Source organism: Arthrobacter sunyaminii (assembly GCF_018866305.1).
In the GTDB taxonomy this organism is placed as follows: Bacteria; Actinomycetota; Actinomycetes; order Actinomycetales; family Micrococcaceae; genus Arthrobacter_B; species Arthrobacter_B sunyaminii.
In genome coordinates this window covers 659547-673161 of sequence record NZ_CP076456.1, presented here as the reverse complement: position 1 = coordinate 673161, position 13615 = coordinate 659547, and the positions used below count along the sequence as shown (strand labels likewise).

Below are 13615 nucleotides of genomic sequence, written 5' to 3'. Positions count from 1 at the left end.
AAATTCTTCGGTCCTGTTATTTCAGGACCCAACAGTGTGCCAAACGGAAAAACCCGGTACTTGAAGACACCGGCAGCGTTTCCAGTCCTCCCCGAAGGAAGAACGTACTGTGCTGCCGGGCTCAACGCCGGGCACCTGCCTATTGATATTCCACCCTTGAGCACCCACCGGAAAACATATGTTCCCGATATGGGCATCTCCTGCAAAGCCCGCATCCAACACTGTGGAAGAACACGAAAACTTTGAGGTGCTCCTTAGAAAGGAGGTGATCCAGCCGCACCTTCCGGTACGGCTACCTTGTTACGACTTAGTCCCAATCGCCGGTCCCACCTTCGACGGCTCCCTCCCACAAGGGGTTAGGCCACCGGCTTCGGGTGTTACCAACTTTCGTGACTTGACGGGCGGTGTGTACAAGGCCCGGGAACGTATTCACCGCAGCGTTGCTGATCTGCGATTACTAGCGACTCCAACTTCATGAGGTCGAGTTGCAGACCTCAATCCGAACTGAGACCGGCTTTTTGGGATTAGCTCCACTCACAGTATCGCAACCCTTTGTACCGGCCATTGTAGCATGCGTGAAGCCCAAGACATAAGGGGCATGATGATTTGACGTCGTCCCCACCTTCCTCCGAGTTGACCCCGGCAGTCTCCTATGAGTCCCCGGCATAACCCGCTGGCAACATAGAACGAGGGTTGCGCTCGTTGCGGGACTTAACCCAACATCTCACGACACGAGCTGACGACAACCATGCACCACCTGTAAACCGGCCACAAGTGGGGGACCTGTTTCCAGGCCTTTCCGGTTCATGTCAAGCCTTGGTAAGGTTCTTCGCGTTGCATCGAATTAATCCGCATGCTCCGCCGCTTGTGCGGGCCCCCGTCAATTCCTTTGAGTTTTAGCCTTGCGGCCGTACTCCCCAGGCGGGGCACTTAATGCGTTAGCTACGGCGCGGAAAACGTGGAATGTCCCCCACACCTAGTGCCCAACGTTTACGGCATGGACTACCAGGGTATCTAATCCTGTTCGCTCCCCATGCTTTCGCTCCTCAGCGTCAGTTACAGCCCAGAGACCTGCCTTCGCCATCGGTGTTCCTCCTGATATCTGCGCATTTCACCGCTACACCAGGAATTCCAGTCTCCCCTACTGCACTCTAGTCTGCCCGTACCCACTGCAGACCCGGGGTTGAGCCCCGGGCTTTCACAGCAGACGCGACAAACCGCCTACGAGCTCTTTACGCCCAATAATTCCGGATAACGCTTGCGCCCTACGTATTACCGCGGCTGCTGGCACGTAGTTAGCCGGCGCTTCTTCTGCAGGTACCGTCACTTTCGCTTCTTCCCTGCTGAAAGAGGTTTACAACCCGAAGGCCTTCGTCCCTCACGCGGCGTCGCTGCATCAGGCTTTCGCCCATTGTGCAATATTCCCCACTGCTGCCTCCCGTAGGAGTCTGGGCCGTGTCTCAGTCCCAGTGTGGCCGGTCACCCTCTCAGGCCGGCTACCCGTCGTCGCCTTGGTGGGCCATTACCCCAACCAACTAGCTGATAGGCCGCGAGTCCATCCAAAACCGCATCAAGCTTTCCACGGACCCCCATGCGGGAATCCGTCGTATCCGGTATTAGACCCGGTTTCCCAGGCTTATCCCGAAGTTAAGGGCAGGTTACTCACGTGTTACTCACCCGTTCGCCACTAATCATTTTGTGCAAGCACAAAAGTCATCGTTCGACTTGCATGTGTTAAGCACGCCGCCAGCGTTCATCCTGAGCCAGGATCAAACTCTCCGTAAATGTGTTACAGACACAAGACCGGAGCCAAGGAAAATTGGCTGCACAGTCCTGCACTAAATTCGAAACCAGCTAAAAAAGCTGCTCCCAACCCACGGGGTGGGCGGAAACAACCAGTTCAACCAATTAAAATAATTGGTATCAATAAACTTGGCACACTATTGAGTTCTCAAACAACAGATGCATCCGAAATACTCGGAAAAACAAAGAATGTTTTTCTTTTCTCTTCGCTGCAGTGTTTCTTTATTCTATTTCATCCGGACCGTATTTGGCAATTCGGGGTAATTCCCGAAGACTGCTTCATTTTGTCCGGCTGACCCCGCGCAAAAGCCCCGGCTTTCCGCTCCCGGGCCGTAAGGCGCAGGATGGATCACCAGGAAGTTTTTGGTGGGGTTTGGCCGCCATGCTCGGGATGTTTTCCAACTCCCGGCCGCGGCGACTTAGAAGACTCTACACAAGGTTTCAGGTCCGCGCAACTCGACCCCCGACAGGCACAATCCAGGGGCGAGGCGCATGGCAGACGGCCGGCAGCAAAGCTGCCGGCCGCCGTCGTGCGTTGCTTAGTTTCCGCCCTCGGCCAGGGTCACCTCCACGGGCTGGTAATCCGCAGCCTTGGTGTCCACGCCCTCCTCTTCCAATTCAGCCAGTGCCTTCTGAACGTACTCGTTGGTGTAGGCGGTTTCCGGCGGCTCGGTGGTGAGGATGGTGGCTCCGGTTTCGTTCTGCGTGCCCATGGCGATGTCCACCGTCTTCTGCCACGCGCTCTCATCGATCATTCCGACACCGTTGGTGGAGGGGAAGATCAGCTTGTTGGTCTCGTTGGTCATCCACAGCTGGTGGCTCTGGCCCAGGGTGGATCCGGATTCAGTCACGATCCGTGCCGCGTCCTCCGGATTGTCCTTGGCATAGATCCAGCCCTTGATGGCGGCTTTGATGAACGCCGTGGTGGTCTCCTGGTATTCGGAGTCATCGGCCAACCGGTCCGCGTCAGCCCAGATGGCGTCCTGCAGCATGGCCGAGCCCTCTTCATTCCAGTCGATGACGGTTAGGTCCTCGGGCTGGTACAGCTCCCCCGTGTCGGGATTGACGGTTTCCAGGACCTGGGCGTACTCGTTGTACGTCATGGCCTGCGCTGCGTCGATGTCCCCGGACAGGAACCCGTTCATGTCGAACGCCTGCTGGATCAGCTCAATGTCCCCGGGTTCCACGCCTGCGTCCTGCATTCCGGCGAAGAGCTCCCATTCATTGCCGTAACCCCAGGACCCCACCTTCTTTCCGGCCAGGTCCTCCGGTCCGTCGATGCCGGAATCAGCCATGGCCACCTGCAGGGTGGCGCTGCGTTCGAAGATCTGCGCCACGTTGGTGATGTTGGCGCCCTGCTCGATCGACCCCAGGACTTTGGGCACCCAGGAAATCGCGTAGTCCACGTCTCCCGAGGCAAGCACGTCCTGCGGCACGATGTCCGCGCCGCCTTCAACAATCTCCACGTCCAGGCCTTCGTCTTCAAAGAAGCCCTGGTCCAGAGCCGCGTAATAGCCGGCGAACTGGGCCTGCGAGAACCACTGCAGCTGCAGCGTCACCGGCGTCAGCCCTTCGGCAGATTCGCCGTCAGCTTCTGCCCCGCTGTCCGAGGCGCAGCCTGCCAGGAACAGAATTGCGGCGGTTCCGGCCGCCGCGGCCGTGCGGATGCGTTTTCCACTTGCCATGTCATTGCCTCCAGTGAGTGTGAATGGGTCGAGGTGGCCTCCCCTTCGGACGGAAGGGATGGTCAGATGAGGACCGGCAGAGTCAGTGCCGGGAACTGTATTTCTCCAGCACTGCGGTTGCGCAGAAGAAAAGAAGGCCGACGACGACGGCGCCCAGCACGTAGGCCCACGCCAGTGTGTAGTTGCTGCCGGCAGCGGCCGACGTGATGGATTTGCCCAGTCCGCCCACCGGACCGCCGAAGTACTCGGCAATCAGCGCGGAAATCACCGCCAGCGAGGACGCGATCCGGAGCCCGGTAAACATGTAGGGCACTGCACTGGGCAGGGTCACCGCACGCGTTGCCTGCCAGCGGCCCGCGGCATAGGAGCGCATCAAGTCCCGGTGCACCGGGCGCACCTGCCGAAACCCGCGCAGCGAATTTACGTAGACCGGCACAAAGACCGCTATTCCGGCCACGATCTGCCGCGGCGCTTCTTCGCCGGCGCCGAACATTGTGTACAGCACAGGAGCCACCGCCACGATGGGCACCACGGACAGCGCGGTGACGGTGGGGCCGGCGAGGCGGTCAAAAATTGGCAGGAAGGCGGCCACGACGGCGGCCAGCACTCCAATCAGGCCGCCGATCACCAGCCCGGCCAGGGCATTGCTTCCCGTCACGAGCGAGGCGGAGGCGATGTTTGCTGCGTTCCCGAAGAAGGCCGCCGCGATGGCGAAGGGACCCGGCAGGACAAACGCCGGGACCGCGAACAGGCTCACGACTCCCTGCCAGATCAGCACCGCGGCTACTCCCAGCAGCACCGGCAGTGCCGCTTTCCGGCCGCCGTCGACCGCCCGGCCCAACAGTGCGGGCGAGGTGGCGGCGGCAGCAGCCGGTGCCGTCTTCAGCGCCGCCGGCTTCAGCACCGTCACCGTGTCTCAACTCCGCGCAGCTGCTCCACTTCGGTGCCGTGCAGTGACTCCCGGACGGCCGTGATGGCGGCGTAAAAGGCCGTTTCCTCACGCAGGTCCTCCCCGCGCTCCCCCGCCGAACCCAGCCGCATCTGCAGCACCTCCTTGATCCGGCCCGGGCGGGCGGACATCACGAACACCCGGTCGGAAAGGAAAACAGCTTCCGGAATGGAGTGCGTGACAAAAACGACGGCGGCGCCGGTTTCCGCGCAGATCCGCACCAGCTCGTTCTGCATCCGTTCGCGGGTCATTTCGTCCAGGGCGCCAAACGGCTCATCCATCAGCAGCAGCCGCGGGCTTTCGGCCAGGGACCGGGCAATCGCCACTCGCTGCTGCATCCCGCCGGAGAGCTGGTCCGGAAAAGAATCGGCAAATTCGGTCAGACCCACCATGGCCAGGAGCTCGTCGGCTCGTTTCCGGCGGACGGCGGCTGCCGTTCCGTGGAGCTGGAGCGGCAGCTCTATGTTTGCCCGCACGGTGCGCCACGGCAGAAGTCCTGCCTGCTGGAACGCAATGCCGTATGCCTGTTCACGGCGGGCCTGCCGGGCGGTGCGGCCGAAAACGCTGATGGTTCCGCTGGTCGGTTCATCCAGGTCTGCGATCAGGCGCAGCAGGGTGGACTTGCCGCAGCCCGACGGCCCGATCAGCGACACGAACTCGCCCGGCGCAACCGTCAGGTTTGCGTCTTCCAGCGCTGTCACGGTTCCGCGCCCGGTGGAGAACACCCGGTGCACGTTGCGGACCTGGACTGCGGGTTCGGGTGCGGTCACCGTTGCTGTTTGCACGGCCGGCTCAATTGGTCCGCTCATGATGCTTGTTCTCCTCTGCGGTAGCGGTGCAGGAACAGTCCCAACACCGTGGTGGCAGCGACAGCTGCCAGTCCCAGCAGGACGGCCCCGAAAATGGGAGCCCAGGGTTTGCCCGGGTCACCGCCGGCCGCGGCGGCGTACTCCACGATCATCCGGCCGATCCCGCCCTTCAGGCCGATGGACACCTCAGCCACCACGGCCCCGATGACCGCGTTGGCGGCGCCCAGGCGCAGGGCCGGCAGCAGGAAGGGAACGCTGGCCGGAAGCCGCAGGAACAGGAAGCTGCGCCACCAGCCCACGGAGTAGGTGTGCATCAGGTCCACATGATTGTTCTCCGGAGCGGAGAATCCGCGCAGGGCACCGATCGCCACCGGAAAGAAGGCCAGATAGGACGCGATGACCGCCACGGACATCCAGTTCTCCCAGCTAAAGGACCCGATCTCCAGCTGGGAACCCCACCGCCGCACCAGCGGCGCAATGGCGATCAGCGGGACGGTCTGGCTGAGGATGATCCAGGGCAGCAGTGCGGAGCCCGCGGACCGGAAGCGCTGCATCAGCATGGCCAGGCCCACGCCCACCGTGACCCCGATCAGCCAGCCCAGTGCCGCGATCCCGAGGGTGAAGGCGGCAGCCTGCAGCACGGCCATCCACAGCGGCGAGGCCCCTGCTGCCGAGGTGGCCGGCTCGGCCAGCCTCCCGAGCATGGTCCAGATGTGCGGCATGGCGAGGTCGGAGTTCCGCGGCAGCAGCGGTATCCCCGCGACATTCAGTCCGTTGACCGGACCGGCAAGTTTGTACCCTTCCCACAGCAGCACCGGGGCAAGGACTCCGCCGGCGGCCCATCCAATCCGGGCCGCCGGCCCCGCCGTCGTTTTCATGCCCTGCTCATGCCGTTGCGCTCACGTGCTCACGCAGTGCCGGAATGATGCTCTCGCCGTAGACCCGCAGGGTTTCCTCCTTGTTGTCATGCTGCAGGTAGCCGGCGAACTGGGTCACGCCCAGCGCCTTCAGCTTTTCGAGCTTTTCGATGTGCTGCTCCACGGTGCCCATGAGGCAAAACCGGTCCACGATCTCGTCCGGTACAAAGGCGGTGTGGGTGTTACCCGCCCGTCCGTGCTCGTTGTAGTCGTAGCCTTCCCGACCGGCGATGTAGTCCGTCAGCGCCTGCGGCACGGCGGCGTCGGCCCCGTACTTGGCCACGATGTCCGCCACATGGTTGCCCACCATCCCGCCAAACCAACGGCACTGGTCCCGCATGTGCTCCCAGTCATCCCCTATGTACATGGGCGCGGCCACGCAGAATTTGATCGCCATTGGATCGCGTCCCGCCGCTGCCGCGGCGCTCCGCACGGTGGCGATCATCCATTCCGCTATGTCCAGATCGGCCAGCTGCAGAATGAACCCGTCTCCCACTTCGCCGGTGAGTTTCAATGCCAGCGGCCCGTAGGCAGCCACCCACATTTCCAGTTCCGAACCGGTGCTCCACGGAAACTGGATGGTCCGCCCGTTGTATTCCACCGCCCGCGAGTTCGCCAGCTCGCGGATCACATGGATCGATTCGCGCAGCGTCTTCAGGGTGGTGGGCGATCCCCCGCTGACCCGCAGCGCGGAGTCCCCGCGGCCAATGCCGCACACCGTACGGTTGCCGTACATCGAGTTCAGCGTGGCATAGGTGGAAGCCGTGACGGTCCAGTCCCGGGTGGCCGGGTTGGTGACCATGGGCCCCACCTTGATGTTCTGTGTTTCGGCCAGGATCTGGCTGTAAATCACATAGGGTTCCTGCCACAGGATGTGAGAGTCAAACGTCCACACGTAGTCGAACCCGAATTCCTCGGCCCGCTTCGCGAGCGCCACCGTTCGGGCTGCGGGCGGATTGCATTGCAGTACTGCGCCAAATTCCATGCTGTTCCGCTCCTTGTAGGTACTGACTTGGATCAGGTACTGGCTTAGATCAGGTACTGGCTGGGTCCCCGGCGGACGTACCGGCCGTGGCCCTTGGACCCGAGGTACTCGTTGTCATTGATGAGGATCCGTCCCCGGGACAGCACCGTGTCCACGTGCCCGTTGATCTCGTAGCCCTCCCAAGCGGAGTAATCCATGTTCATATGATGGGTTTTCTCCAATCCGATCGAGGTGTGGCCGTTGGGATCGTAGATAACGACGTCGGCATCGGCACCCGGGGCGATCACGCCCTTGGCCCCGTACATGCCAAACATGCGCGCCGGCGTCGTACTGGTGATTTCCACCCAGCGCTCGAGCGAGATCTTGCCGTCCACCACGCCCTGGTACATCAGGTCCATACGGTGCTCCACCGACCCGATGCCGTTGGGGATCTTGGAGAAGTCCCCCTGGCCCAGGTCCTTTTGCCCCTTCATGCAGAACGGGCAGTGGTCCGTGGCCACCATCTGGATGTCATTGGTGCGCAGCGACTGCCACATGTGGTCCTGATGGTGCTCGTGCTTGGAACGCAGGGGCGTGGAACAAACCCACTTCGCACCCTCGAAGCCGTCAGCGCCGAGCTGGTCTTCCAGGCTCAGGTACAGGTACTGCGGACAGGTTTCGCCGAAGACGTTCTGCCCGTTGTCCCGGGCTGCGGCCAGCTGCTCCACCGCCTGCTTCGCGGACACATGGACCACATACAGGGGCGCACCGGTGAGGTTGGCCAGCATGATGGCCCGGTGGGTGGCCTCCTCCTCCATCTGCCAGGCCCGCGCCACCCCGTGGTAGTAGGGATCGGTTTTGCCCTGGGCCAGCAGTTCACTGACCATGGCATCAATGGCCGGACCGTTCTCGGCATGCATCATGGTCATCAGTCCGGTTTCGGCTCCCACCCGCATAGCCTTGTAGATCTGCGCGTCGTCGCTGTAGAAAACCCCCGGGTAGGCCATGAACAGCTTGTAGCTGGACACCCCCTCATCGATGAGCCCCGCCATCGCCTTGAGGGAATCATCATTGACGTCCCCCACAATCTGGTGAAAGCCATAGTCGACGGCACATTCCCCCGCAGCCTTCTCATGCCACGCGCCCAAACCGTCCATCACCCGCTCGCCGTACCGCTGGATCGCGAAGTCCACGATCGTCGTCGTACCTCCCCAGGCCGCGGCGCGGGTGCCGGTTTCAAAGGTGTCGGAGGCTTCGGTGCCGCCGAAGGGCATCTGCATGTGGGTGTGCGCATCGATGCCGCCGGGAATCACATATTTGCCGCGGGCATCCAGGACCGTGTCTACGGAACCGGCCAGGTCATGCCCCAGCAGGGTGGAACCGGGTGCGAGTACCGCCGCGATCTTCTCCCCGTCAATGAGAACGTCCGCTTCGCTGCGGCCGGTGGAGGTAACAACCGTTCCTCCGGTGATCAGTGTTGTACTCAAAACGACTCCCTTGTCTGCCTTCTGGTGCTTTCGTCCGATGAACCGGCTGTTACGGGTTGGTGATGGGCGTGTACGCATCCGGCCGGCGGTCCCGGTAGAACTGCCAGTTGTTGCGCGCCGTGCGAACCAGGTCCATGTCCAGATCACGGATCAACAGTTCTTCGTTGTGGCGGTCCCCCAGCTCCCCCACGTAGTTGCCCTGCGGATCGGCAACATAGGACGTTCCGTAAAAATCGACTGCTTCGTCGCCGAACTCATTGGTCTCGCTGCCCACCCGGTTGGGCACCACCACGTAATACCCGTTGGCTGCCGCAGCGGTGGGCTGCTCGAGTTCCCAAAGCCGGTTGGAGAGTCCCGGTTTGGAAGCGTTGGGGTTGAAGACAATTTGGGCGCCGTTCAGGCCAAGTACGCGCCAGCCTTCGGGGAAGTGCCGGTCATAACAAATGGTGACTCCCACGGTTCCGACTGCAGTGTCGAAAACCGGCCACCCCATGTTTCCCGGCCGGAAGTAGAACTTCTCCCAGAATTTCTCCACATGGGGAATGTGGTTTTTGCGGTATTTGCCCAAATATGTTCCGTCGGCGTCGATCACCGCCGCAGTGTTATAGAGGACTCCGGGCTGCTCCTCTTCATAGATCGGCAGGATGATCACCATGTTGTGCTCGGCCGCGAGTTTAGAGAACCGCTCGGTGAGGGGACCAGGAACCTTCTGCGCATAGTCGTAATACTTGTTGTCCTGCACAATTCCGAAGTACGGGCCGTGGAAAAGCTCCTGGAAGCAAATGATCTGAGCGCCCTCGGCAGCAGCCTTGCGGACAAACTCCTCGTGCTTGGCAACCATGGACTCTTCATCCCCGGTCCACGTTGTCTGGGTCAGGGCTGTGCGGATGATTGTCATTGTGCCTCCTAGTAGCGGCGTGTTGTGCCGCAGTGTCGATCGGCCGGTTCAGGGCCTTTATCAGTCTTTGTGCCGAACGTTTCCTTAACATTTCCGCGGCGTAAAAGCTGGTGCACCATTTGTCGCAGGGTGGGTTCATCCTTCGCCTTTATTGCGGAACCCGCAAGGGTTTTGGTGCTGCTTTTCTCAAAGAGGTGCGGGCCGTGATGCGGTTATCCGTGGTGCGTAACGGGCCGCAACAAAGAATTCAGCAAACAAAGGAGTGCTAGCGTTCATCGAAGATCACCGGCCGCGTATGGCCGGTAACTCTGGTCTGGACTTGGGCCATAGATCCCCTCCGATTTCCCGCCGCACTACGCCGCACCAAGAGGACCTATGAACCGAACCCGCGTGTCTGCCCTTTCCCTGCTTCTGGCCGCAGCCCTTGCCGGCACAGTTGGCTGTTCCACGGCTGAAGCGCCGGCCGCCCAGCCGGACGCCGGACCGTCAGCACCGCCGTCGTCGTCGTACCCGGTCTCCGTTTCCAACTGCGGCACGGAGGTGACACTCACTGCCGCCCCCGAACGCATCGTGGCCATCAAATCCACCTCGCTGGAAACAGTCCTGGCCCTGGGGCTGGGCAGCAAAGTAGTGGGTACGGCGTTCCTGGACGGACCGGTGCCGGAATCCCTGGCGGACGAGGCGGATTCCCTGCCGTCGCTGTCCGATGCCGCGCCCTCGCAGGAAGTGGTGCTGGAGCGTGAACCGGACTTCATTTACGCCGGATGGGAGTCCAATCTGAGTGCCGATGCAGCCGGCGAGCGCGGTGTCCTGGCCTCGCTCGGGATTAATACCTATGTCTCTCCGGCGGCCTGCCGGGAAGAGGGACTTCCCGGCAAGCTGACCTTTGAATCCGTTTTCGAGGACATCACGGAAGCCGGCGCCCTGTTGGGCGCCCCCGAGGCCGCGGCTGCCCTGGTGGCTGAACAGCGGGAGATCCTGGCCGGCGTATCGCCGGCGGGAGACGGCATGACGGCCTTCTGGTTCTCCTCCGGCCGGGACACTCCCTACGCGGGGGCAGGACTGGGCGCTCCGCAAATGATGATGGAGCAGCTGGGACTGGAGAACATCGCCGCGGATGTCCAGGAATCCTGGGCGTCCCTGAGCTGGGAGACCGTGGTGGATGCCAATCCGGACGTCATTGTGCTGGTGGACGCGGACCGGAACACCGCGGAGTCAAAGAAGGAGCTGCTGGCCGCCAACCCTGCCACCGCCGGCATGGACGCGGTGATCAATGAGCGGTATCTGGTCCTTCCCTTCGCTGCGGGCGAGGCCGGGGTGCGCAATGCCGACGCCGTGGCAGACCTCGCCGATCAGCTCACAAGGCTGCCGTGACGGCCCTCCGCCTGCACCGGGAAGACGCCGGTTCGCTGCCCGGGCTCGGTGAGGCATTGCCGGCACCCCGGCGCCGCTTCCCCACGGGCACCGCAACGGCGGTGCTGGCTGCGGCGTTGGTGCTGTCCGTCGCCGCCGCCTCGACCGTGGGACCGGCGGACATCAGCGTGCCGGACGCCTTCCGTTCCATCCTCGCCCGTCTGGGCATCGGCGCCAGCCCGCTGTCCGCCCTGCAGGACGGGATCATTTGGGAACTGCGGCTGCCCCGGGTGCTCACCGCCGCGGCGGTGGGCGCCGGGCTGGCCGTCAGCGGTGCGGTCATGCAGGCGCTGACCCGCAACGCCCTTGCCGACCCGTATCTGCTGGGCCTGTCCTCCGGTGCATCGCTGGGGGCCGTGTGCGTGGTGCTGCTGGGTGCTCAGCTGCTGCTGCCGCTGGCAGCGTTCATTGGGGCCCTGGCCGCACTGGCTGCAACCCTGCTCCTGGCCCGGCTGGCCGGCGGGCTCACCCCGTCGCGCACGGTCCTGGCCGGAGTGGCGGTGTCCTCCCTGGGCAGCGCCCTCACCAGCCTGGTGATCTTCTGGACCGCCACCGGAGATTCCTACCGCAACATTTTGGGCTGGCTGCTCGGTTCCCTGGCCGGCACGCAGTGGTCCAGCGCGGGCATTGCCGCCGGGGCCCTCCTGGTGGTGGGTCTTCCGCTGCTGGGCACAGCCCGCCTCCTGGACGGGTTCGCCTTCGGGGACGACGCCGCCTCCGCCCTGGGCATCAATGTTCCGGCCGTTCGGTGGTCCATGCTGGCCGCCACTGCGCTGCTGACCGGAGCCATGGTGTCCGTCAGCGGTTCGATTGGTTTTATCGGACTGGTGTTTCCACATGTGGTCCGCCTGGTCACGGGCCCCGGCCACCGCAGCCTGCTGCCGCTGTCCGCCCTGCTGGGTGCCGTGTTCCTGGTCTGGGCCGACACTGCGGCCCGGGCCGCCTTCGAGCCGCGGGAGCTGCCGGTGGGAGTGGTCACCGCCGTCATCGGGGCCCCGGTGTTCGCCTATGTGCTCGCCCGGCGAAAGGGCGGAGCATGAGCGGCGCACCCGGAGCCGGCCGGCCCGTGAAGACCCTTGATGCCGCGAACCTTGAGATTCGCCTTGGCGGCAAGCTGGTGGTGGACGGGGTGGACTGCACGGTTCCGGCAGGCGCCCTCTCGGCACTGGTGGGCCCCAACGGCGCCGGAAAGTCCACGCTGCTGCGGGCGCTGGCCGGCGTGGTGCCCGTGCGCACCGGCACCGTGCTGTGGGAGGGCAGGGATCTGCTGCGCCGTCCGCGCCGGGATCGTGCCCGGATTGCGGCACTGGCCGAGCAGGAATCCGGCACCGATGCACCGCTGACCGTGCGCGACGTCGTGTCCCTGGGCACCATGCCGCACCGGTCCCTGCTGGGTTTCGGCACCAGTGACGACGACGCCGAAGTTACCGCCGCACTGCGGACCGCCGGGGTGCCGGAGCTTGCGGACCGGTTGTTCAACGAACTCTCCGGCGGACAGCGGCAGCGGGTCCAGCTGGCCCGGGCCCTGGCCCAGCGCCCGCAGCTGCTGCTCCTGGACGAGCCCACCAACCACCTCGATCCGCACGCCCAGCTGACCACCCTGGCGCTGCTGCGGGAGCTGGCCGGAAGCGGCATCGCCGTCGTCGCCGCCCTTCATGACCTCACCCACGCCGCAGCCCACTGCGACCATGTGATTGTCCTGTCCGGCGGCACCGTGGTGGCGGCCGGTGATCCGCGGACGGTGCTGACCGCGGAACTGATCCGCGAGGTGTACGGAGTCCAGGCGCATGTGCTGGTCCACCCCGCCACGGGGCGTCCGCTGATTGCCCTGTCCCTGCCCTCGCCGGCCAACGCGGCGGCCCCTCGGCTCGAGGCCTCCGCCTAGTCCCAGAGCGGCTCCGGCAGGCCGGCGTCCCGGCAGGCCGCTGCGTAGCCCTCGCGCCATGCCTCCGCACTGCCGAGCCGAAACAGGTCATGTGCGGGAGGACGCACCAGTGCCCGGGCTCCCCGGTCGCCGCCGAAATATCCTTCAGGATGCACCAAATCCGGCAGGCCTCTGAGCACTGCCACCGGGCATTGGCTGGTTTTGCCTTTGACCAGGTCCGCGGCGCCGGCGATCTCGTCCGCAACCGCCGTCAGGGTGGCTTTCATCTCCTGGCCAAAGGCATCGGAGGTTCCCCGCAGGTCCAGCAGAACGTCCACGCCGGCGGCTCCGATGGCGGCGTCGGTCTGCCCGTCACGCCACGCGCGCCCCAGGGTGTCGGTGATGAGAACCCCGACGTCGAACCCCAGCTTCCGGCGCAGGCCGGCGCACAGTGCCCGGGCCGAGGCGTCCGGATCCACGGGAAGAAGCAGGACCGTCCCCGCAGGGGTGTTGCTGTTGTCCACACCCGCTGCGGCGGCCACGATCCCCAGCTTGTTCTCCACGATCCGGGTCACGCCTCCGGAATGAACCTTGCTGGCCACCACCCGAACGGTTTCCTCGGTGATGCACTGTTCCCGGTCCTCCGCCGCTACTTGCCGGCCTTCGGCCTTGGACACAATCTTGGAGGTGACCACCAGGATGTCTCCCGGCCGCAGTGCCGCGTCCGGAGTTGATGCTGCGGCGTCCAGGATGACAGACACCAGATCGGCGCCGGGCGTGATTTCGCTGATACCGGGGAGGACAAAGACCGTGATGGTGCGCATCG

At 63.8% G+C, this 13615-nt stretch carries 11 protein-coding genes and 1 rRNA gene; 3 read left to right on the top strand and 9 right to left on the bottom strand.

What is annotated here, in order from left to right:
* Window positions 1-258: 258 nt before the first annotated feature.
* The 8 genes from KG104_RS03020 to KG104_RS02985 form a co-directional block, all read right to left on the bottom strand.
* Window positions 259-1785: ribosomal RNA gene (locus tag KG104_RS03020) — 16S ribosomal RNA — on the bottom strand.
* A 557-nt stretch (window positions 1786-2342) separates the two neighbouring features.
* Window positions 2343-3488, bottom strand: coding sequence for an ABC transporter substrate-binding protein (locus tag KG104_RS03015; RefSeq protein ID WP_104056220.1), 1146 nt, complete (start codon window positions 3486-3488; stop codon window positions 2343-2345).
* 82 nt (window positions 3489-3570) lie between these two features.
* Window positions 3571-4398, bottom strand: coding sequence for an ABC transporter permease (locus KG104_RS03010; RefSeq protein ID WP_237688652.1), 828 nt, complete (start codon window positions 4396-4398; stop codon window positions 3571-3573).
* Window positions 4395-5246: an ABC transporter ATP-binding protein gene (locus KG104_RS03005; RefSeq protein WP_207348566.1), complete on the bottom strand. Its 852-nt coding sequence runs from the start codon at window positions 5244-5246 to the stop codon at window positions 4395-4397. Before KG104_RS03005 ends, KG104_RS03010 begins: the two co-directional genes overlap by 4 nt.
* Window positions 5243-6124: an ABC transporter permease gene (locus tag KG104_RS03000; RefSeq protein WP_207348565.1), complete on the bottom strand. Its 882-nt coding sequence runs from the start codon at window positions 6122-6124 to the stop codon at window positions 5243-5245. Before KG104_RS03000 ends, KG104_RS03005 begins: the two co-directional genes overlap by 4 nt.
* Before the next feature lie 7 nt (window positions 6125-6131).
* The gene (locus KG104_RS02995; protein WP_104056214.1) at window positions 6132-7148 is read right to left on the bottom strand and encodes a TIGR03842 family LLM class F420-dependent oxidoreductase; all 1017 of its coding nucleotides are present in this window, start codon (window positions 7146-7148) and stop codon (window positions 6132-6134) included.
* A gap of 44 nt (window positions 7149-7192) precedes the next feature.
* The gene (gene hydA, locus KG104_RS02990; RefSeq protein WP_207348564.1) at window positions 7193-8614 is read right to left on the bottom strand and encodes a dihydropyrimidinase; all 1422 of its coding nucleotides are present in this window, start codon (window positions 8612-8614) and stop codon (window positions 7193-7195) included.
* Window positions 8615-8663: 49 nt separating this feature from the next.
* Entirely contained in the window at window positions 8664-9512 is an 849-nt protein-coding gene (locus KG104_RS02985) for a nitrilase-related carbon-nitrogen hydrolase (RefSeq protein WP_207348563.1), read from the bottom strand.
* A 375-nt stretch (window positions 9513-9887) separates the two neighbouring features.
* Here KG104_RS02985 and KG104_RS02980 point away from each other — a divergent pair, with 375 nt between their 5' ends.
* From KG104_RS02980 to KG104_RS02970, 3 genes are read left to right on the top strand one after another with little or no spacing between them, the layout of a single operon-like run.
* Window positions 9888-10886: a putative F420-0 ABC transporter substrate-binding protein gene (locus tag KG104_RS02980; protein WP_207348562.1), complete on the top strand. Its 999-nt coding sequence runs from the start codon at window positions 9888-9890 to the stop codon at window positions 10884-10886.
* Window positions 10883-11965 (top strand): putative F420-0 ABC transporter permease subunit, encoded by a 1083-nt coding sequence (locus KG104_RS02975; protein ID WP_372434209.1) that lies wholly within the window; start codon window positions 10883-10885, stop codon window positions 11963-11965. The genes KG104_RS02980 and KG104_RS02975 overlap by 4 nt, the downstream gene beginning before the upstream one ends.
* On the top strand, window positions 11962-12810 hold the full coding sequence (locus KG104_RS02970; protein ID WP_207348561.1) for an ABC transporter ATP-binding protein: 849 nt from the start codon (window positions 11962-11964) through the stop codon (window positions 12808-12810). Before KG104_RS02975 ends, KG104_RS02970 begins: the two co-directional genes overlap by 4 nt.
* Here KG104_RS02970 and cofE read toward each other — a convergent pair.
* A complete protein-coding gene (gene cofE / locus KG104_RS02965) occupies window positions 12807-13613 on the bottom strand; it encodes a coenzyme F420-0:L-glutamate ligase (RefSeq protein ID WP_207348560.1) in 807 nt (268 codons plus the stop codon). The genes KG104_RS02970 and cofE overlap by 4 nt on opposite strands.
* Between the last annotated feature and the right edge of the window lie 2 nt (window positions 13614-13615).